15 protein-coding genes are annotated in these 19,494 nt (G+C 71.9%); 8 read left to right on the plus strand and 7 right to left on the minus strand.

Annotation, left to right across the window (positions count from 1 at the left end):
* Nucleotides 1-54: 54 nt before the first annotated feature.
* Entirely contained in the window at nucleotides 55-1,659 is a 1,605-nt protein-coding gene (locus A3CQ_RS54800; protein WP_157296578.1) for a beta-1,3-glucanase family protein, read from the plus strand.
* Between the two features lie 42 nt (nucleotides 1,660-1,701).
* On the opposite strand, the gene A3CQ_RS0131760 is transcribed toward A3CQ_RS54800, so the two are convergent.
* Nucleotides 1,702-2,265 (minus strand): TetR/AcrR family transcriptional regulator, encoded by a 564-nt coding sequence (locus A3CQ_RS0131760; RefSeq protein ID WP_020514996.1) that lies wholly within the window; start codon nucleotides 2,263-2,265, stop codon nucleotides 1,702-1,704.
* Nucleotides 2,266-2,321: 56 nt separating this feature from the next.
* Here A3CQ_RS0131760 and A3CQ_RS0131765 point away from each other — a divergent pair, with 56 nt between their 5' ends.
* Together A3CQ_RS0131765 and A3CQ_RS0131770 are read left to right on the plus strand one after the other, a co-directional pair.
* Nucleotides 2,322-3,710, plus strand: a complete 1,389-nt coding sequence (locus A3CQ_RS0131765; RefSeq protein WP_020514997.1) for an MFS transporter — start codon at nucleotides 2,322-2,324, stop codon at nucleotides 3,708-3,710.
* Nucleotides 3,711-3,773: 63 nt separating this feature from the next.
* Nucleotides 3,774-4,796: a hypothetical protein gene (locus A3CQ_RS0131770; protein WP_026206414.1), complete on the plus strand. Its 1,023-nt coding sequence runs from the start codon at nucleotides 3,774-3,776 to the stop codon at nucleotides 4,794-4,796.
* A gap of 21 nt (nucleotides 4,797-4,817) precedes the next feature.
* On the opposite strand, the gene A3CQ_RS0131775 is transcribed toward A3CQ_RS0131770, so the two are convergent.
* Nucleotides 4,818-6,782, minus strand: coding sequence for a lipase family alpha/beta hydrolase (locus A3CQ_RS0131775; protein ID WP_026206415.1), 1,965 nt, complete (start codon nucleotides 6,780-6,782; stop codon nucleotides 4,818-4,820).
* Between the two features lie 149 nt (nucleotides 6,783-6,931).
* On the opposite strand from A3CQ_RS0131775, the gene A3CQ_RS0131780 reads away from it, so the two are divergent.
* From A3CQ_RS0131780 to A3CQ_RS59520, 5 genes are all read left to right on the plus strand, one after another.
* Entirely contained in the window at nucleotides 6,932-8,197 is a 1,266-nt protein-coding gene (locus A3CQ_RS0131780) for an RNA polymerase factor sigma-54 (RefSeq protein WP_157296580.1), read from the plus strand.
* A 107-nt stretch (nucleotides 8,198-8,304) separates the two neighbouring features.
* Nucleotides 8,305-9,567, plus strand: coding sequence for a hypothetical protein (locus A3CQ_RS0131785; protein ID WP_026206416.1), 1,263 nt, complete (start codon nucleotides 8,305-8,307; stop codon nucleotides 9,565-9,567).
* Nucleotides 9,568-9,570: 3 nt separating this feature from the next.
* On the plus strand, nucleotides 9,571-10,914 hold the full coding sequence (locus A3CQ_RS0131790) for a hypothetical protein (protein WP_020515000.1): 1,344 nt from the start codon (nucleotides 9,571-9,573) through the stop codon (nucleotides 10,912-10,914).
* A 13-nt stretch (nucleotides 10,915-10,927) separates the two neighbouring features.
* Nucleotides 10,928-12,703, plus strand: a complete 1,776-nt coding sequence (locus A3CQ_RS54805; RefSeq protein WP_020515001.1) for a hypothetical protein — start codon at nucleotides 10,928-10,930, stop codon at nucleotides 12,701-12,703.
* A 3-nt stretch (nucleotides 12,704-12,706) separates the two neighbouring features.
* On the plus strand, nucleotides 12,707-13,540 hold the full coding sequence (locus tag A3CQ_RS59520) for an amidohydrolase family protein (RefSeq protein WP_026206417.1): 834 nt from the start codon (nucleotides 12,707-12,709) through the stop codon (nucleotides 13,538-13,540).
* On the opposite strand, the gene A3CQ_RS54810 is transcribed toward A3CQ_RS59520, so the two are convergent.
* The 5 genes from A3CQ_RS54810 to A3CQ_RS0131825 all read right to left on the minus strand — a co-directional run bounded on the left by A3CQ_RS54810 (nucleotide 13,450) and on the right by A3CQ_RS0131825 (nucleotide 19,380).
* Nucleotides 13,450-14,703 carry a sigma 54-interacting transcriptional regulator gene (locus A3CQ_RS54810; RefSeq protein ID WP_020515003.1) on the minus strand — a complete coding sequence of 418 codons (1,254 nt, stop codon included), beginning with the start codon at nucleotides 14,701-14,703 and terminating at the stop codon, nucleotides 13,450-13,452. The two genes, A3CQ_RS59520 and A3CQ_RS54810, sit on opposite strands and share 91 nt — an antisense overlap.
* Before the next feature lie 9 nt (nucleotides 14,704-14,712).
* Nucleotides 14,713-15,012: a hypothetical protein gene (locus tag A3CQ_RS0131810; RefSeq protein ID WP_020515004.1), complete on the minus strand. Its 300-nt coding sequence runs from the start codon at nucleotides 15,010-15,012 to the stop codon at nucleotides 14,713-14,715.
* 98 nt (nucleotides 15,013-15,110) lie between these two features.
* Nucleotides 15,111-17,189 (minus strand): phage tail tip lysozyme, encoded by a 2,079-nt coding sequence (locus A3CQ_RS57885; protein ID WP_051115402.1) that lies wholly within the window; start codon nucleotides 17,187-17,189, stop codon nucleotides 15,111-15,113.
* A 271-nt stretch (nucleotides 17,190-17,460) separates the two neighbouring features.
* Nucleotides 17,461-17,931: a hypothetical protein gene (locus A3CQ_RS0131820; RefSeq protein ID WP_020515005.1), complete on the minus strand. Its 471-nt coding sequence runs from the start codon at nucleotides 17,929-17,931 to the stop codon at nucleotides 17,461-17,463.
* 225 nt (nucleotides 17,932-18,156) lie between these two features.
* Nucleotides 18,157-19,380, minus strand: a complete 1,224-nt coding sequence (locus A3CQ_RS0131825) for a multidrug effflux MFS transporter (protein WP_051115414.1) — start codon at nucleotides 19,378-19,380, stop codon at nucleotides 18,157-18,159.
* Nucleotides 19,381-19,494: the final 114 nt, after the last annotated feature.

Genomic DNA, 19,494 nt, shown 5'->3' on the forward strand with positions numbered 1-19,494 from the left:
CTTTCCAGGATGACCGGGTCCCCGTTCCCCTTTCCGTTCTGGAGCAGCTCGCCGATGCGCCGTAAACGAACTCTCATCCTCACTGTCGTCGCCGCGGTGGCGGCCGCGGCGACGACCTGGATAGCCCTGCCGGCCTCGGCGGCGGCACCGACCGCGTCCCTGCGCACGGTGTCCGACTGGGGCGGCGGCTGGCAGGACGAGGTGACCGTCAGCAACACCGGGGCGGCCGCCATGACCTCCTGGAAGGTGGAGTTCGACCTGCCGGCGGGCGCGGCGATCGGCAGCTTCTGGGACGCGGAGATGACGCTGTCCGGGCAACACGTCACCTTCGCCAACCGGGGGTGGAACGGGTCGGTGGCCGTCGGGGCCGCGACGACCTTCGGGTTCGTCGGCTCCGGCGGCCAGCCGGTCAACTGCAAGCTCAACGGTGTGTCCTGCAACGGGGTGGCCGCGACGGCCACGCCCACCACCGTCGCGCCGACCACGGTCAAGCCGACGACCGCCCCGACGACGGCGGCGACCACCGCGCCGACGACCACCGCGCCGACCACCAAGGCGGACATTCCGCCCGCTTCAGACCTTCTGCCGGTCACCGTGAACAACAAAACGGGCCGGAACGAGACGGTCTACCTGTACGTGCTGGGCACCAACCTGGCCACCGGCAAGCTCGGGTACGTGAACGCGGCCGGCGCCTTCACCGCCTGGACCGGCGGCGCGCCCGTGCCCGTCCCCGCCCCCGACGTGTCGATCCCGCTGACCGGCGCCGCCACGACCGTCAAGATCCCGCGCGGGCTCTCCGGCCGGCTGTACATGTCGTTCGGGCAGAAACTGGACTTCCGGCTCACCACCGACGGGCTTGTGCAGCCGGCGCCGTGGGCCGGCGGCGACCCCAACCGCGACATCCTCTTCGACTGGAGCGAGTTCACTCTCGATGCCGGCGGCCTGTTCCTCAACAGCTCACAGGTCGACATGTTCGCGGTGCCGCACATCGTCAGCGTCACCGGCGGCTCCGGCGCGGTCACCTCGACCGGCGAGCTCAAGGCCGGCGGCCGGCAGCGGGTGATCGACACCATCAAGGCCGCGCCCGACTTCGCCCGGAGCGTGGTGACCCGCTCCGACGGCACGGTGCTGCGGGTGCTCGCGCCCGGCAAGGCCGCCGACGCCGGCCTGATGAGCCCGACCTATCTGGACTCGTCCATCGCGAGCGCCTGGAACGCGTACACGAGCAGGACCCTCACGGTGGTGCCGTTCGGCGACCGTCCCGACACCAAGTTCCTCGGCCGCACCACCGGCGACGTCATGAGCTTCACCGACGCGACCGGCAAGGTGGTGGCCTCCTTCACCAGGCCGTCGACCGCGAACGTGTGGGGCTGCGACGGCGCGCTGGGCGCCCCGAACGACCAGGTGGTCGGCCCGATCGCCCGCACCCTCTGCGCGGCCCTGCAGCGCGGCACGCTCGGCACCCTGGACACCCAGCCCAGCGGCACCGCGGCCGATTTCTACCAGGGCAAATCCCCCAACGTGTACGCGAAGGCCATCCACGACAACATGATCGACGGCAAGGCGTACGCGTTCGCCTTCGACGACGTACTCCACCAGGAGTCCTTGGTCCACGACGGCGACCCGCGCGTCGCCTCGATCACGATGACGCCCTTCTAGGGCGAAGCTTCTCCGGGGGGATCCGGCCCGGGCGGGTGGCGCCTACCGCCCGGGCCGGTCGAGCATCAGGGCGACCAAGCCCTTGGCCGCCAGCGCCGGGTGCGAGTCGGCGCGGGTCACCGCGTGGGCCAGCACCCCGTCGACCAGCACGAGGATCTGGGTCGCGCCGGTGTCGGGGTCGGGGTGGCCGAGGCGGACCAGTTCGGCCCGGAACATCTCGTGCATCCGCTCCTTGTAGGCCCGGATCTCCGCGTGCGCCGGGTGATCGGGGTCGGCCAGGGCCAGCTCGGCCGAGGTGAAGCGGCACCCGCGGAACTCCGGCCGCGACGTCACCCGGTCGAGCTCGTCGAAGACCGCGAGCAGCCGCGTGCGCGGATCGTCGCCGGCCGCGTCCATCGTCTCGCGGTACCGGTACTCGTTGCTCGTCTCACGCAGCATCTCGGCGATCAGGCCGTCCTTGCCGCCAAAGTGCTGGTAGAGCGAGCGGCGGGCGACGTCGGCGCGCTGCAGGATCGCGTCGACGCCCACCGTCACCCCGTGGGCGTAGGTCACGTCGCGCGCCGCGTCGAGGAGGCGCTCGCGGGGACCGGGGCGGGTCGTCTGCATGTCCCCATCCTGACACTCGGTTGACAGTAGATCAATCGTTCTATCTAATCGGTCATATGAGTAGACCGACCGTTCTATCCACGCCGCCCGTCACGGAAAGCGCCGCGCTCTCGCCGCTTCTCCTGCCGACCGTGCTGACCGGCGTCTTCATCACGATCCTCGACTTCTTCATCGTCAACGTGGCCATCCCGACCATCCGCGCCGATCTCGGCGCGGGCTCGGCCGCCATCGAGTGGATCGTGGCGGGGTACGGGCTCGCGTACGGCTCCGGCCTGGTCCTCGGCGGCCGGCTCGGCGACCTGTTCGGCCGCCGCCGCGTCTATGCGGCCGGGCTCCTGCTGTTCACGCTCGCCTCGCTCGCCTGCGGCCTGGCCGGCAGTCCCGGGGCGCTGATCACCGCCCGGGTGGTGCAGGGGCTCGCGGCGGCGCTGCTCACCCCGCAGGTCCTCGCCGTGATCCGCACGGCCTATACCGGCGCGCGGCAGGCCCGGGCGATCAACCGCTACGCGCTGACCATGGGCCTCGCCGCGGTCTTCGGCCAGCTGGTCGGCGGCGCGCTCATCGAGGCCGACCTCGCCGGGAGCGGCTGGCGGGCCTGCTTCCTGATCAACGTGCCGATCGGCATCGCGGCGTTCGCCCTGACCCTGCGCCACGTGCCGGAGAGCCGCCCCGGCGGCACCCGCCTCGACCTCGGCGGCGCCGGTCTGATCACGCTGGGCCTGGTGGCGTTGCTGCTGCCGCTCATCGAGGGCCGCGAGCAGGGCTGGCCGGCCTGGACCTGGGTCTCGCTCGCCGCATCGGTCGCGCTTCTTCTGCTGTACGCCCGCAGGTCGCACCCGACCCCATTGATCGACCCCGGGCTGTTCCGCGAACGGGCGGTCACCGTGGGGCTGCTGGCCCAGCTCGCGTTCACGATGACGATGGGCGCGTACTTCCTGATCTTCGCGCTGTGGGTGCAGCAGGGCCGCGGCCTCGACGCCCTGCACGCCGGCCTGCTGTTCGCCCCGATCGGCGCCGGATACCTGGCCGCCTCCCTGCTGGCGCCGCGGTTCACCCGGCGATTCGAGCGGCAGACGATCGCGCTCGGCGCGGTGCTCCGGGCGGCCGCGCTGACCCTGCTCCTGGCGCTCGTCGCGGCCGGTGCGCCGCTCGGCGCGATCGTACCCGTGCTGGCCGTCGACGGGTTCGGCATGGGCCTGGCCCTCGCCCCGATCATGGGAACCGTGCTGGCCCGCGTGACCCCGCACCACGCCGGACAGGCCGCGGGCGTCCTCACCACCACCCAGCAGGTCGGCAACGCGCTCGGCGTCGGCATCATCGGCGTGATCTTCTTCGGCGCGCTAGGCGGCGGCCCGGCCCACGCGTTCCAGCATGGACTGATCTATCTGGCCGCCGCGTCTCTCGGTTTGGCGGCGATTGTGCAACTACTTCCTACGCGCCGGTAACTACTGATCGCCGCCATTCGATAGAGTCGCGGTCCACCGCCGCCGCACCACGGGGACCGTCCCATGAACGAAACGGGGGCGCCGGCCACCAAGCCGGCGCAGCCTTCGCCCGAGAGCCCGACGCCACCCCCTGACGCCGCCCCACCCGGCGCCGCCCAGCCCGCCCAGCCCGGCGCGGCGGAGCGGCCCAGCGCCGCCCAGCCCGCTCAGCCCGGCGCGGCGGAGCGGCCCAGCGCGGCCCAGCCCGCCACGGCCCAGCCCGCCACGGCCCAGCCCAGCGCCGCCCAGCCCGGCGCGGCGGAGCGCGCGGCCCGGCCCAGCGCGACCCAGCCCGGCGCCGCCCAGCCCGGCGCGGTCCCGCCGTTCGGCTCGCCCCCGGCCCGGCTGCCCCGCTGGCTGGCGATCGCCCTCTCCGTCGTGACCGTGCTGCTCCTCTGCGGCGTCAACGGCTGGTTCGCCGGCCGCGAGTGGAACCACCTGACCGCCGGGGCACGAGCCGAGCGGAACGCGAGCCCCACCGCCAACCCCTTCGGCGGCGCGTCGTCCGCCCCCAGCGCCGGCCCTACCCCGACCGGCCCGCGCCGCGCCACCTATCCGGTGCGGACCGCCGCCGATCTCGGCAAGGTCTGCGACGGCTGGTTCTATCCCGGGTCGCCGAAGTTCGCCGGCAAGGCGCCGCACCCGATCGCGGTCGGGGTCGTCGACGCGACGATCCAGCCGCACCGGCTCATGCTGAGCTCGGTCCAGGTCCCCGACCTCAGGGAGTCGGTCTGGCGGGCGTGGATGCCGGAGAAGCCGGCCAAGACCCAGCTGGTCGCCTGCGTCGACCTGGCCAAAGCCGGCGCCACCCTCAAGACCTGCAAGTACAACGACGCCGGCCCGCAGACCCTCAGCCTGAAGCAGGGCACCTACCGGCTGCGACTGTTCGAGACCGCGACCGGCCGGAAACTGCTCGACAAGCCGGTCGCCGGCCAGGACAAGAAATGCCCGGTCATCGCGTTCGTGGCCCAGGGCGACTTCCTGTACAGCCAGGTCGAGGACAAGCAGCTCTACACGCTCCTCAAGGGCTTTGTCATGAAGAAGTGACCACCCGCGCGCGGCGATTGCCTAGGGTTTGCCGGCTAGGACCGGGGTGCGCTGGGCGGACGGGACTGCGGTGGTGCAGGTCGAGCTCAGTGTCCAGCCGGCGGCTTCGAGGCGGCGGACGTTCACGGCGTCGGTCGGGTGGCCGCAGATCCTGTTTCCCTGGTACGGCGTGCACCACGAGATCCGGGCGTCGAGTCTCCGGCCGCCCTGCTCCCGGCGCAGGTCGGTGAGCAGGCCCGCCAGATCGACGCAGCACGGGTTGCAGGGGCTGTAACCCTTGAGCGTCGTACGGCGGGAGCGATTCGCGATGTGCACGCAGTCGAGCCGGATGCGCCACGGCAGGGGCTGCTCGCGTACCCATCGTTCGGCCTGGGTTTCGGCGTGGTGGGCGTTGCCGCAGCGGGCCCGGTTGTTCGTCTCCAGCTGGCCGACGTTGAACGTGACCAGGTCGAGTTCGCGGCTCGCCGGGTCCGGGACGAACAGCATGCCGCCGACCGGGAAGGCCGCGCGTTCGTTCGACAGCATCCACACGTACCGGAAAATCCGGCCGCCGGGGCCGGTGACCTCGTGGATCTCGGGGCTGGACAGGTGTTTCGGCGGATTCTTGAGGCGGCGCCGGGGTGTGCCGGGGGACGGCTCGGTGGTCGTGTCGATCAGCGGCTTGCCGTCGCGGGAGGCGAGCTTTGTCACCGACAGCACGACTCCGCGATGGGCAGCCATCGAGCGCATGATCTGCCGGGACACCGCGACCAGCTCGTCGGTGGACGCCGGCGGCGCGGCGGCGACCCGGACCGGACGACCGCCGGGCAGCTGTTTCAGGCAGTAGGCCACGACGTCGGCTCGCTGGCACAGTCGCTGGTGGCCCAGTCCGCCCGGCTTGAGCGTGTGTACGTGCAGCCGGTCGGTGCCGCCGGGTGGGTGCGCGCTGGTCAGCGGCACGGTGCCGTCGCCCGCGTACCCGGTGATGATCTTGTCGGTGATGCGGTCGTAGCCCAGGACGGTCGGGAAACCCGTGCCGGCGACCAGGTGATAGTCGATGCCGTATTTGCGCAGCCACTCGTCCAGCCGGCGCTCCTCCGTCAAACCCTGTCGCAGCTCCCCGATGACCTGCATTGCCGTGCGGTTCGTCGGGGCGTGCACCTGTCCCTGGTACGTCTGGGCGAACGGTTCCTTGGCGCCGCGTGCCGTGACGAAGTCGTACACCGGCAGCAGTTCGAACGCCGAGGACATGAACCGCAGCACCGCGGTCTGGGTCTTGGCGGGCAGGAACTGCGCCTGCGCCTCCGAGACCTCGCGGTAGAACGGGTTCTCGGGGAACGGCAGCGTGCGGCCGATCAGGTGCAGATACGCCTCGGGCGCGCCCAGGTGCGGCGTGCCGATGGTGATCAGCTGCCGGGCGACCGCCCGCCCGAGGTGGGCCGACTCCAGGAAGAACCGGGCCACCAGGCCGCCCATGCTGTGCCCGATGAAGGTGATCCGCTGGGCCTCGGGGACGGTGCTTCCGGGAGCCACATACCGGCCGCCGAACCACTTGTCGAGAATCATGCGTTGCAGACGGTGGGCGCTCTGCCGGTTCGACAGCCGCCAGTCGTACGGCACGACGAGCACGTCCGCGCCGGCCAGCCGCAGCGCCGACAGCAGCGCGGCGTAGGGCCGGACCTCGACCCGTTTCCGGCCGATCCGTACGTCGATGTCGAGCAGGCCGTCGACGCGTACGGCGCCGGGCACGTCCCGCCCATTGCCGCTGGTGATCCGCCGTTGCCAGTCGTCCGCCGCATACAGCCAATGCACCATGCCGACCGTGCCCCACAGCGCCTCCGGACGCTGATCGCACGGGTTGACCCCGGCGGCCCGGAACGCCCACTCCCGACTCCCGAGATGGCGCCGGCACAGCTTTTTGGCCTGCTCGGCGGTGAGGCTGGTGTCGATCAGTACGGAACCCAGCGTGCCAGGGAGCAAGACCACCCGGGGACGTGTCGTGACCATGCCAGGGACGCCAGCAAGTTCCGTGCCAGGCCGGTGAGTTCTGTCGGATCTGGGACGGGAGTGATCCGTACCGGCCGGGCTGGCCCGGATCGTGCTGAGGGGATCGGACGCAGGGCGCCGCGGCGCCGCCGTCCGGCCGAGGAGGTCCCGTGTCCCTCACGTTAGAGCTCGCCATGACGCCGAGGTTCGGCCTCGAGGTATCCCCGGCCATGATCGCGTTCGGTGAGCTGCTGCTGCTCCCGTACGCCGCCATGCAGGCCGTCGTGGAGGACGAGCTGCAGGTGAACCCGGACCTGGAGCGCCTCGACATGGCGGAGTGCCCGGTCTGCAGCGGTTCCTGGCGGATCCGGTGCCCGCTGTGCGCCGGGCATCCCTCCGGCCAAGGCCGGGCGAACGACGGGTACCCGGCCGGTGACGTGGCCGCGGTCGAGAGCGACTGCCAGGAGCTGCGCCGGGCCGTCCGGGCGGAGACCGCCGCCGATGACGGTCCCGTCGTGGATCACCTGGTCGACAGCCTGGACGGGCACGGCCTGCTCGACCGCGCGCCCGCTCGCATCGCGCGGGAGCTGGGCGTGCCGGTGGCCCAGGTGGATCGGGTGCTGGCCGTGATCCGCCGGTGCGGGCCACCCGGCGTGGGCGCCACCAGCGTCGCCGAATGCCTGCGGCTGCAACTCGACGCGCTGGAGCTGCCCGACGACCAGACCCGGCTGGCCCGCGCCGTGATAGCGGAGCACCTGGCCGGCCTCGCCCGCGGCAACTTCGCCGCCATCGCCGACGCGACCGGGACCCGCCGCGCCGACGTCCGCGCGGTGCTCGACCTGATCCGGCGGCGGCTGCGCCCGTACCCGGCGTTCGACGGCAACGACAGCAAACCGGCCGCGTACGTGCTGCCGGACGTCGTCGTCCGCGACCATCCCACGGTGCACGACGCCTACACGGTGGACGTCGTCGAGGCCGCCACGACGAGGCTGCGGGCACGCGGCACGGGCCCCGGCGGCGCGCAGGCCCGCGCGTTCCTGAGCCGGCTGCACGATCGCTGGGACACGCTGCGCCGCATCGCCGAGCACGTCGTAGACCGGCAGCGCGACTTCGTGGCGCAGGGCGCCTCGGCGCTGCGGCCGATGACGCGGGCCGAGGTCGCGGCCGAGCTGAACCTGCACGAGTCGACGGTGAGCCGGGCCGTGGCGGACAAGTTCGTCCTGCTGCCCGACCGGCGCATGACGCCGCTGTCGGCGTTCTTCAGCGCCCGGGGCGGGGCCGACGAGGAGCTGCGGCGGCTGATCGGCTCCGGCTCGGGCCGGCTCTCCGACCAGCAGCTCGCCGACCAACTGCGGGACGCCGGCTACCCGATGGCCCGGCGCACCGTGGCCAAGCTCCGCGCCCGGCTCGGCTTCACCTCCGCCGCACTGCGCTGACGCGCCCGGCGGGCCGGCCCTGGCCCGCTTCTTGCAGGAATCCCTGGCATCCGAAGCAGGCATCCCTGACACCCAAAGACCGAATGCCCCGACGACGGGAGACTTCCATGTTCGAGACCGCAACACCGTCCACGGCGTACGAAGACGAGTGGGGCCGGCGGCGGTGGCGCCGGCGGCGGCGCTGGCAGGACGACGACGACGAGACCATGCAGGAGTTCGAGTCCGACCGGTACGAGTCCGGCGCCGGCCCGGCCGAACTCGCCGACCGCGAGGACGAATACGAGGACGAAGGCGATGGCGAGTTCGAGGACGAGGGTGAGGGTGAGGACGAGGACCAGTTCTTCCAGGCGCTGATCCCGCTGGCCGCGAAGGTGCTGCCATCGCTGCTCGGCGCGCTCGGCGGCAAGGAGGCCGAGCTGGAGGACGGCGAGGCCGGCCAGGCTGGTCAGGCCGAGGAGGAGCTGCTCGGCAAGCTGCTCGGTGGCCTGTTCGGCCGCGAGACGGAGCTCGCCGAGGCCCCGCTCACGCCCGCCCAGGAAGCCGGGTTCGCCGGCCGGCTGCTCGAGGTGGGCGATCACCGGGAACTCGAGCAACTGGTCGGAAAGATCGTCGACGCGGTCGGCAACACGGTGCAGGGTGTGCGCAACGCCGCCCGTACGCCGCAGGGACGCGCCCTGGTCCAAGCCGCCACGCCCGTGCTGGAGGCGGCCGTGCCACAGGCCGAGGGTCCGCCCGCCGAGGCCGTCTTCGAGCTGGAGGCGGCCGGGATGGGCCAGGAGCAGCAGGCGTACGAGGCGGCCCGGCAAGGCGTCCGGCTGGCCGCGGCGGCCGCCCAGCACGTGGCGAACGCCGCACCCGAACATCCGGCCGAGGTGGTCGGCGAGTTCGGCCTGCTCAACGCGGCCCGGCGGTTCGCGCCCCGGTTGTTCCGCGCGGCACTGCCCCGGCTGAGCCCGTTCGTCCGGCGCGGCTACGGCCATCGGTACGGCTGGCGCGGTGGGTACCGTGGGGCCCGCTACCGGCGGCCCTACTACCGGCCGCCCTACCGCGGCTGGCGCGGTCCGGGCTGGGGATACCGGAGCTACGGGTACGCCCCGACCGGGTATGTTCCGACCGAGCCGCCTCCCCCGGAGCAGCCGCCCGAACCGCCACCGTCGCGTCCCGGGTATCGGTGGGTCCAGGTCCCGGACGTCCCCGAGCCCACTCCGCCACCGCCGCCTCCACCGGCCGAGCCGCCGGCCCCGCCCGGATCGGCGACGCCGCCCACGGGGAGCGAGTGGGAGTACGGATACGGGGCGCCCCAGGGCGCGGACGGCCAGTCCGGCCGCTGGGAACGCCGCCGCGGCAAGATCGTCGTGCTGGGCGCGTGAGCCATGACCGCGCACCCGTCCGCGACCCGGCTCCTGGAGCAGGAGACGCGCGCGCTGCTGACCCGGCTCGCCGCAATCCGGCCGTTCGTGCTCCAGGAGACTGCCGTCGCGGCGGCGGCGCTGTCACCGGCCGCGACGGCCGGTATCGAAGACCACCTCAGTGCCGGGCGCCGGGCGGTACGCAACCGGGCCGAGGCGTACCTCGGCTGGCTGCACGGCCCCGGAACCTCGGCGCCGGCCGCGGACCAGCAGAAGCGGTTCTGGGCGCTGCGGTTGGAGTTCCAGAACGCGCTCGCCCAGTTCGACCTGTTCTCCGAGGTCATCACCCAGCGCAGCGAGACCGACAACGGCGTCCTGCTCTCCGGCCTCGACGTGGCGGCCGCGGAGGCGCTGGACCTGCCGGGCGGGTTCTTCGAGGGGCCGCCGGTGGTTTGTTCGTTGCACCGCGGGCTCGGCGGGGCGATCCGCCGGGCGCGTACCCGGCTGCCCGGCGGCGGCGAGAACCCGGTCGCGCTCATCCGCATCCCGCGGGAGCGCATGATCGGGTACGGGCTGGCGTCGTCCTTGGTCCACGAGGTGGGTCACCAGGGCGCCGACCTGCTCGGCCTGGTCGACTCGCTGCGGGCGCGACTGCACGCCCAGCGGCGCCGGCCGGCGCGGGCGTGGCGGCGCTGGGACGGCTGGATCTCCGAGATCGTGGCCGACCTGTGGGCCGTCGCCCGGATCGGGATCGGTTCGACCCTGGGCCTGATCGCGCTGGTCAGCCTGCCGCCCGCGTTCGTGTTCCGGCCGTCCGACAACGATCCGCACCCCATCCCGTACGTCCGCGTGCTGCTCAGCTGCGCGCTGGGAGACGCCCTGTACCCGGACCCGCAGTGGCGCCGCCTCGCGCGCGTCTGGCGGGCCATGTACCCGACCGACGGACTCACTCCCGAGCTCTCCACCACCATCGACAACCTGAGGGCCACCATTCCCGATCTGGTCGCGTTCCTGCTCGGGCACCGCTCGGCGCGGCTGCGCGGGCAGCGGCTGGGGGCGGTGCTGCGTAACCGGGAGGTCAGCCCGGATGCGCTGCTGCGCCGGTTCGCCGCCTGGGACGCCGCGCCGGACGCACCGGACACGACACCGCCGACGGTGGCGTTCGCCGTCCTCGGCCAGGCGCGCGCGGCCGGCCGGCTCAGCCCGGAACGCGAGGCCGGGCTGCTCCGGAACCTGCTCACCACGTGGGCGGTGACCAGCACTCTCGCGACCGCACGGGCGGCCACCGGGGCCGGCGTGCGCATGTTCGTCGGCCAGCCCCGGGTCTGGACCGCTCGCCGCACCGACCACCAACTCATCGCAATCTGATCGGAGAAATACCATGGCGCAGAATTTCCCGGACGACATCAAGCTGAGCGCTTTCCCGGGCGACGTCACCGCGGGCGGCATCGTCCTGCTGGTGGCCGAGACCGGGGACCTCGAGGGCGAGTGGGACGTCACCTGGACGGTCGAAGGCCCGGTGGTGCTGTCCGACCGGCAGGCCGAGGTGGCGTTGCTCGGCGCGGCCTCGGTCGAGCGCGGGCCCATCGACTTCGAAGATCAAGGCACCGGCCCGGAGGAGTTGCGGGCGACCCTGGACACGAGGCCGTTGACAGTCGGTTCGTGGACCGTCGTCGTCGACTTCGCCAACGGCCCGGAGAACGACCGGACCCACCGGTTCGGGCGGACCCACATCCAGGTACGGCAGACGCCGTTCGCCGCCGGTGACGACGTGTCCGTCACGCTACGGCGGGCCGCCGTCCAGCCCACCCCCGACCAGGCCCTCTGGGTTTCCATCCGCAACAGCACGAACAACCTCGGCTTCGAGCGGTACACCGACTTCATGGATCGCGTCCTGTGCGAGAGCGACCGGCGTGGCCGCCGGCTGCGCCAGGCCGGCAAGGAGGCCCGCCGGGTGCTGGACCGGACGGCATTGCCGTTCCCGCACGTCGAGCGCTACCGGCTGCTGAAGGCGGCCACCGAGGTCTTCCTCATGATCAACTGTCGGACCGATCTGGACGACTTCGGCGGCGTCGACCTGGACGCCGAGAGCGCGCGGCTCAACCGCACGGTCACCGCCGGCGAGCTCGAGCAGCAGTTCCGCAGCTACCTGGTGGAGACGCCGACCGGCGACGGCGGGGAACTGGAGGTGCTGCCGTACCTGGGCCTGGTCCGCCGCAAACTCGGTGACGTGCCGGTGGTCGGTGGCGACGACGCGGCGACCGCCCTGTGCTACGGGATCCTGGCCGAGAAGCTCACCCACCCGTGCTTCCTGGAGCTGATCTGGTCGTACTGGATGGAACGCGGCGGCCTCACGCGCGCGATCGACGCGATCACCTGGCGGTTCCAGAACCGGCCGACGGGCTACGCCGGCCGCGACCCGCTCGGCGGGCTGGACATCGACCCGCTGCGCCCGCTGAACAACCTGCTCTGGGGGTACCAGCGCGACGAGCAGCACCGGCTGACGCCGGAACAACGCAATGACGAGTACGCACACGGGTACGGCGTCCAGTTGGCGCAGCCGTCGCGGCGGGTGGCCGACAACCGGTCCCGGTTCATGTCCGCGTTCCACCATCTGCTCGGCGAGTGCATGGAGTTCTACGACCGCGACGACAACACGGTGGTCATAGCGAACGGCTTCGACGTGCTCAACGGGCTCAAGGAGACCCACCTGCTGCTCACTCAGGGAGCACACAACCAGTACGGCGACCTGCCCTGGACGGCGCGGCACGAGATGCTGATGTCCCAGTGGATCCTGGGCCTGCCCGAGGTGCGCGACTTCCTGCCGTCCCGAATCATGGTCGACTCGCCGGAGGCCTGGATGGACGCCGTCGACGGCATGAATCGGCTGCAGGGCTGGTCGGACGTCTCCGTGCTGCACTACCGCGACCTTGCTGTGTTCGGTGAGCAGCTGCTGCTGAGCATTCGGTACGGCGACTGGCCGTCGGTCAGCGACGCCGACCGGGCGGCGAACTGGGCCCGCTACTTCCGCCAGGAGGTCCAGCAGTACTGCCACTCGAAACGGGCGGTCGCCGAGCAAGGGACGAGCCACCGCGGCTCGCCCCGGTCGCTGAACGGGTACGGACGGCGGCCCGCCTACCAGGCGTACCGCGGCTGAGCGATGCGTACCCCGATCATCGACGCGCACTGTCACGCGGGGCCGGGCGACGGTTTCACCGGCCCCTGGGACACCGAGGCGCCGCTGGAGGCGTACCTGCGGCGCTGCGACGAGGCGGGCATCGCCCGGACCAACCTGCTGGCCGCGTTCCACATCGACTACGCCGTCGCCAACGAGGAGGTCGGCCGGATCATCGCCGGCCGGCCCGGCCGGTTCACCGGCTTCGCGTTCGTGCACGCCGAGCGCGACCGCGGCCGGGTGCTGCCGATGGTCCGGCGGGCGGTCCGTGACCTGGGGTTCCGGGGGATCAAGGTGCACCGGCTGGACGCCCGGATCAGCCGCGAGATCTGCGAGGTGGCCCGCCGGCTGCGGCTGCCGGTGCTGTACGACGTGGCCGGCGAGACCACCGCGGTACGCCTGTTCGCCGGCCAGTACCCGGACGTCGACTTCGTGATCCCGCACCTGGGCAGCTTCGCCGACGACTGGACGGCGCAGCGGGCCTTCTGTCCGGTGCTCGCCGACCTGTCCAACGTGCACACCGACACCTCCGGGGTACGCCGCTTCGACCTGCTCGTCCGGGCGGTCCGCGAGGCCGGGGCGCACAAGGTGCTGTTCGGCTCGGACGGACCGTGGCTGCATCCGGGCCTGGAGCTGGAGAAGGTACGGCTGCTGCGACTGTCACCGGCCGACGAGGCCCGGGTGCTGGGCGGCAACTTCCTGCGGCTCACCCGGGTGGCACGCCGCCGCTACGGTCCCGCGACGCGGGCGGCCGTCTCGCGTACGGCCGCCACGATGTCGTCGAGCGCGGCGCCCTCGGCCATCCGGCCGCGCACGTAGTCGGCCAGCCGCTGATCGGGGTCGCCGGCCGGGTCGTCGCCGGGCCGGTCGTGGTTCGGTACGTCGCCGACGGTGATCGGGCCTGCCCCGAGGTGCCGGTGGATGATCCGCAGCGCGAGACTGCGCAGGTCCCGGACGTTGCCCCGGTATTCCCGCCGCACCAGCAGGTCCCTGACCGCGGCGCTCAGCTCGGGCGGTTCGGCGTCCGGCTGGGCCTGCCGGAAGAAGTGCCGCACCAGCGGGACGACGTCGTCCGGCCGCTCGGCCAGGCTCGGCAGGTGCAGCCGGCAGCCGGCGATCCGGTAGTAGAAGTCGCTGCGGAACGCCCCGGCTCGTCGTTCGGCCGCGAGGTCCCGGTTGGTGGCGCAGATCAGCCGGAACGAGCTGGTCCGCCACGCGCTGCTGCCGACCCGCTTGAACGTGCCCTCCTGGATGACCCGCAGCAGCTCGGCCTGTGTGGCGACCGGCAGCTCGCCGACCTCGTCGAGGAACAGCGTGCCGCCGTCGGCCAGCTCGAACGAGCCCGCGCGGGCCACCATCGCCCCGGTGAACGCGCCCTTCTCGTGCCCGAAGAACTCGGAGCCGGACAGCGACGGCACGACCGTGCTGCAGTCCAGGATGACCAGCTTCTTCTTGTTCGGCCGCGGGTCCAGGTCGTGGATCAACTGGGCCAGGCGCTCCTTGCCGGTGCCGCTCTCGCCGGTGATGAGGACGGCCGACGACGTGAACCGGGCTGCCTCGACCGCGTCCCGCAGCACCGACCGCCATGACGCGCTCTCGCCGACCAGGAAGTCCTTGACGTGCGGACAGTCCAGCAGCGCGTCGACGGTCTCCCAGCGACGTAGCCGTTCGGCGACATGCCCGGCCACCTCGCCGGTGTCGTCCCAGGTGAGCACGTCCGAGGCGCCGGCGCGCAGCAGGTCCCAGCAGTCCGCCGGATCGGGCTTGCCCAGCGCGATCACGTGACCCCGGACGGCCGCAGCGCGCAGCGCCTCGGCGAGGCCGGGTCCGGTCGTGCCGAACGCGACTATCGTGGCCCGGGCCTGCGGATCCGGCCGCACGCCGGCGGCTGCCAGCGCGTCGCGCAGCGGCCCGATCGCCGCGTCGGGCAGGCCGACGGCGTCGATACGCGCGGCAGCGCCGGCGGCCGATTCCGGAGCCATCGCCGTTGGTCAGCCCAGGTCCGCGTCGCCGGACGCCGCCACCGACGTGCCCACCCGGATCGGCTGGACCGAACGGTCGATGACGAACTCGGCGAGCTCGCCGAAATCCGTGCCGCTGGTGGTGTCGATGATCGGAGCGTCGGTGATGGCGTCCTTCAGAGCGACCAATGCCACGTACGCTTTCGTGGCCGATTTGTAGTCGCGGACGGCATGCGCGATGACCCGCCGATGGCCCTCAACACATTGCACGAGACGCCACGTGTATCGGCCGTAGCGCCGGAAGATCTCGAAGCGGAGATAGTCGGTCATGACAGGTCCCTTCATCGGATCGGATTCAGCCTAAGAGCTGGTCACGCGGGGAGAGACAGGACAGTCGGCAATGCGATCCGCGGTCTCGGGAATGCATTTCAGGGATGCGCTTTCCGGTAGGCATTCATAACATTTGCCGCGTACGCGCGACGCCGCGACAACACTTGCTGCACGGCCGGATCGCCGGGCCGTCCGTGAACCACCACGGCCGGCACCTCGAACCGCAACAGGACGACGTCGGAGGCCTGCTCGACCGTGACGCCGGGCGCGCGCAGCGTCGCGTCCACCTGCCGGTAATCGCGGCGCAGCTCGGTCACGAGGTAATCGACCTGGGCCTCCAGATCGGACAGGATCGCCGAGCCCGGCCGCCGGCCCTGGTAGGTGTGCTGGAAGAGTCCCGCGCGGCGGGCCGCGGTGGTCCACTGGGCGATGCCGACGCCGGGCAGCTTCGGGCCTCTCTTGAGGCGGAAGTCGCGGGCGCGTACCTCGTCCGGGGTGAAGCTCCGGACCCGGCCGGCGAAGTCGGCCGCCCGCAGTGGCGTGGCCGACGCGCTGCCCTCGATCCGTTCCGGGATCACGCCGGACTCGGCGACCAGGTTGCCGACCAGCCCGGTCGCGCCGTTGACCGGGTACCCGTACCGGCGGACCAGCAGTTCCATGACGCGGACTGCGCGGGCGTCCGTCCCGGCCGGGGGCGTGGCGACGGGCGCCTCGGCGAGGACAGGGCGCCGGCCGGTGCAGCTGACCACGGCGAAGAACCGGCTCTGCCGGCCGGTCAGGTCGAGCCGCCCGTCCGGTAGCGTCCTGAGGGTCTTCTCCCCCACGGTCAGGCCCAGGTTTCCGCTTCCGGGCATGCCGACGTTGCCGCCGATCACCCTGATCGACCCGGGCTGGACGTCGACGACGATGTCGCAGTGCGCGGGCTTGCCCTCGACGGTGTCGTAGGTCGGCCTGGTGCGGTCGCGCGACGCGCACACCAGGTCGCCCCTCCGCGGCGCGATCTCGGTCGCCTTGTACGCCCAGAACGGGCTGCTCGTGTCGCCGCGCATCCGGTTGCGCCTGGCCGCCGCGATGTACTTCCAGTGCGCGGCCGAGAAGACGAACCCCGGAGCGGCGGCTCGGCGCATCACATACGAGACGAAGACCGCGCTCCAGTAGTGGGACTGGTGCCACTTCGGGTCCCGCAGCTGCGCGTCGGGCACGGTCATCTGGACACCGACCTGGTAGTACTCGCGCAGCAAAGCGGTGGCGGCCGGCATCGTCTCGGTCAGCGGCGAGCCACCGCCGGGCCGCCAGCGCCGCCACTGCTCGCGGGCCACGCGGACGATCGCTTCGGGCAACGATCCGGCCCCGCCGCCGATCTCGTGCTGCACGCCGCGGCTCGCGGTGACGCCGGGCAGATCCGCGCCCGGGTCGGCCAGCAGCCGCCAGCCGTACGCCCGGGGAATCACCAGATGCTCGACGGTGGTCGGCTCGACGCGGAACCGGCGGGTAGGCGGGCCGAGCGCGGTCGCTACCCGGCGGCTGCGCACGGCGGTGCGCTCCCCGTCGCGGTACAGCACCCGCAGCGCGCCACGCCCGGCGGTCTTGTGCCGGCGCGCCCACTCGATCAGCGGGCCCGGGTCGGTGTAGAGCGCGTCGAAGGCGTGGACCTCGTCCGGGTCCGCGTACCGGAGCACGTCCATCAGCGCCGCGCCACCGCCGGAATGCGCGGTGAGGATCAACCGGCCGCGCGTGGCCCGGGCGCCCGTCGCCTCGTTGAACCTGCGCAGCGCCTCGTCGACCAGCGCGTCGAGCGCGCCCCGCGGCCGCAGCGCCGGGAAGGCGTACCCCCGGCCTTTCCCGCCGCCGTAGAAGTGTCCCCGCGGCAGGACCAGCAGAGTCGGGCTGCGCCGGCCCACCACGTGCGGCCGGTCCGGGTCGGCGAGGTCGAGACCGCTGCGCGGAACCATGTCGCGCACCAGATTCATCGCCCGGCCGCGCTCGAAGAATCCGTGCAGGTGCACGACGACGTCCACGGTGGCCCGCACCGGCATCGGCCCCCACCGGATCACCAGGTCGGGCGGCGTCCCCTGATGCCGGGCCAGCAGCGCGACGCGGTCCACGACGAGCCGGCCCGGCTGGACGTGCTGGTCGATCTCGTACCGGTCGAGCGTCGTCGCACTCGCTGCACTCATGACTGGCCTCCTGCCACCGCGGGTCGTACCGCAACCCAGCAAGAACCGGACCAGCAACGAAACATGAGCGAGCGGGCTTGATTCGGCATGGTCATGTGCGCGGATTTAGCCGATGTGCGTGTGCTGCCGGTTGTAGCTCCTGCTGTATTCGCTTGGTCAAGCGACCTTTACGGCGTTCTCGGCCGGCGCGCGCTCTCTCCGTAGAGTCGGCACCATTCTTTTGACGTTTGTTTCGCGTCCATGCCGGAGCTGACTTCGGGTGTTCTGACGCTCAGCAGGAGCCGGCTATCCCGATGACGCCGAGGACGAGTGCGGCACCGGCGATCGTGGGGGCTCCGGGAATGGCGAGGACTCCGCCCACGGTGATCAGGACGGCACCGCAACATTGGCTGCAGGCCAGTTCGGTCGACAGCTGGTCGACGACGCCGCCGTAACGGGCGGCGAGCCCGAGGTCGCCGTCGGCGTACAGGAAGCTGCTGGCCTTGTCCACGACGTCATCGGCAAGGCTCGCGCCGACGGCCAGCCGCCGGAACTCGGCTTCGTCGATCGCGGAGAGGGCATCGACGCCAACGCCTTTGCCCGACAGCAGAACGGACGCCGCGGCGTCCCGGCGGCTGTTGTTGGCTACTTTCGAGCTCTCGTCCAGCTTGTCGTCGGCCAGCATGAGGTTGGCGGTGGCGAAGTCGAACGCGGCGTAGGCAACCTGCGTGACGGTGACCTGGCCTTCAGCAGCAGAGTCCATGGTGGATAGTGTGGCGCCCGAGATCAGCCCCGCGTCAAGCGCCGAACAGACGCAGGCGTAGGCCGAACGGTCTTCCTCCGAACGTCCTGGACCCGCGGCCCAGTGGCACGCGATTGCGGCCACTCGTCGGCGTGACAACTGATCCCGCGCCTTGGGAACGGTCGAAGGCGTCGACTTCCGTTAGCGCGGTCGCAGCAGAATCCCACCCGCGTCGGATCGGACGCCCTAGTGAACGAAGGCTGCCACCGGCTCCCGTTGCTCGACGGGCAGGCGGTGCGGCTGGACCACGACGAAGCAGACGACGGTGGCGGCGAGCATGCCGCCGAAGACGACGATGGACATGGCGACCGCGCCGGTGCCCAGGACACCGACCAGCGGTGCGGCCAGGGCGCCGACGCCGAACTGGACCGCGCCGAGCAGGGCTGCGGCGGTGCCTGCTGTCTCGCCGTGGCGGGACAGGGCGAGGGCGGGGGCGTTGGGCATGGCGAGGCCGACGGTGGCCAGGACCAGCCAGAGCGGGATCAGGATGCCGGCCAGGCCGCCGGTCTCGGTGGCGGCCAGAACCAGCAGGATCAGGCCTAGGCCGACGCCGGCCAGCAGGGAGCCGACCAGGATCTGCTGGGGTGTCCAGCGGCGCAGCAAACGTACGTTGAGCTGGGTGGCGCCGATCAGCCCGATCGCGCCGCCGGCGAAGACGTACGCGAACTGTTGTTTGCTCAAGCCGAAGCCGTCTTGCAGAACGTAAGACGAGCCACTCACGTAGGCGATCAACGCAGCCATCGCGAGACCCGTGACCAGAATGAGGCCGACGTAGACCCGGTCGGTGAACAGCCCGCCGTAGTCGCGGATCGTGCCGGCGAGCCCGCCGTTGCGGCGGCGTTCGACCGGCAGTGTCTCGGGCAGCACGAGCGCGGCGGCCGCCATGATCGCGGCGGCGACGACCGTGAGCACGACGAACACGCCGCGCCACGAGGTGAACTGCAAGGTCTGGCCGCCGATGGTCGGCGCGAGGATCGGCGCTACGCCAACCACAAGCATGAGCCGGGAGAGCAGCTTAGCCGCGGCCAGGCCGCTGAACAGGTCCCGGACGATCGCCATCGCCACCACCGTGGCTGCGGCCGCGCCGAGACCCTGCAACACCCGCAACGAGCCCAGGACCGCCAGATTGGGTGCGATCACGCACAACACCGACGCGATCAGATGGACGCCGACCCCGGCGAGCAGCGGCCCCCGGCGCCCGACCGCGTCGGACAGCGGGCCGATCAGCAGCTGCCCGAACGCCAGGCCGAGCAGCGTACCGGTCAGGGTGAGCTGCACGGCGGCGGCGGTGGCGCCGAAGTCGTCGGTGATGGTGGGCAGCGCCGGCAGATACATGTCGATCGTGAGCGGACCGAGCGCGGTGAGCAGACCGAGCACCAGGACAATTCGGAAACGCCGCCCCGGGGGCAGCAGCTCTCCAGCAGACAGTTGGTCATCGGGCGGGGTCACGGTACGGATCTCAGCCACAACAGCGACAAGTCGCCAGGCGTGCCGAATCTTCCGTCCCGGATCCGGTTGGTAACA

Origin of the sequence: Paractinoplanes globisporus DSM 43857 (genome assembly GCF_000379645.1) — a bacterium.
GTDB classification, from domain to species: Bacteria; Actinomycetota; Actinomycetes; order Mycobacteriales; family Micromonosporaceae; genus Actinoplanes; species Actinoplanes globisporus.

Coding starts and splice junctions, on each gene's coding strand:
- A3CQ_RS54800 (WP_157296578.1), top strand. CDS start 55: ATGCGCCGTAAACGAACTCTCATCCTCACTGTCGTCGCCGCGGTGGCG.
- A3CQ_RS0131760 (WP_020514996.1), bottom strand. CDS start 2,265: ATGCAGACGACCCGCCCCGGTCCCCGCGAGCGCCTCCTCGACGCGGCG.
- A3CQ_RS0131765 (WP_020514997.1), top strand. CDS start 2,322: ATGAGTAGACCGACCGTTCTATCCACGCCGCCCGTCACGGAAAGCGCC.
- A3CQ_RS0131770 (WP_026206414.1), top strand. CDS start 3,774: ATGAACGAAACGGGGGCGCCGGCCACCAAGCCGGCGCAGCCTTCGCCC.
- A3CQ_RS0131775 (WP_026206415.1), bottom strand. CDS start 6,782: ATGGTCACGACACGTCCCCGGGTGGTCTTGCTCCCTGGCACGCTGGGT.
- A3CQ_RS0131785 (WP_026206416.1), top strand. CDS start 8,305: ATGTTCGAGACCGCAACACCGTCCACGGCGTACGAAGACGAGTGGGGC.
- A3CQ_RS0131790 (WP_020515000.1), top strand. CDS start 9,571: ATGACCGCGCACCCGTCCGCGACCCGGCTCCTGGAGCAGGAGACGCGC.
- A3CQ_RS54805 (WP_020515001.1), top strand. CDS start 10,928: ATGGCGCAGAATTTCCCGGACGACATCAAGCTGAGCGCTTTCCCGGGC.
- A3CQ_RS59520 (WP_026206417.1), top strand. CDS start 12,707: ATGCGTACCCCGATCATCGACGCGCACTGTCACGCGGGGCCGGGCGAC.
- A3CQ_RS54810 (WP_020515003.1), bottom strand. CDS start 14,703: ATGGCTCCGGAATCGGCCGCCGGCGCTGCCGCGCGTATCGACGCCGTC.
- A3CQ_RS0131810 (WP_020515004.1), bottom strand. CDS start 15,012: ATGACCGACTATCTCCGCTTCGAGATCTTCCGGCGCTACGGCCGATAC.
- A3CQ_RS57885 (WP_051115402.1), bottom strand. CDS start 17,189: ATGAGTGCAGCGAGTGCGACGACGCTCGACCGGTACGAGATCGACCAG.
- A3CQ_RS0131820 (WP_020515005.1), bottom strand. CDS start 17,931: ATGGACTCTGCTGCTGAAGGCCAGGTCACCGTCACGCAGGTTGCCTAC.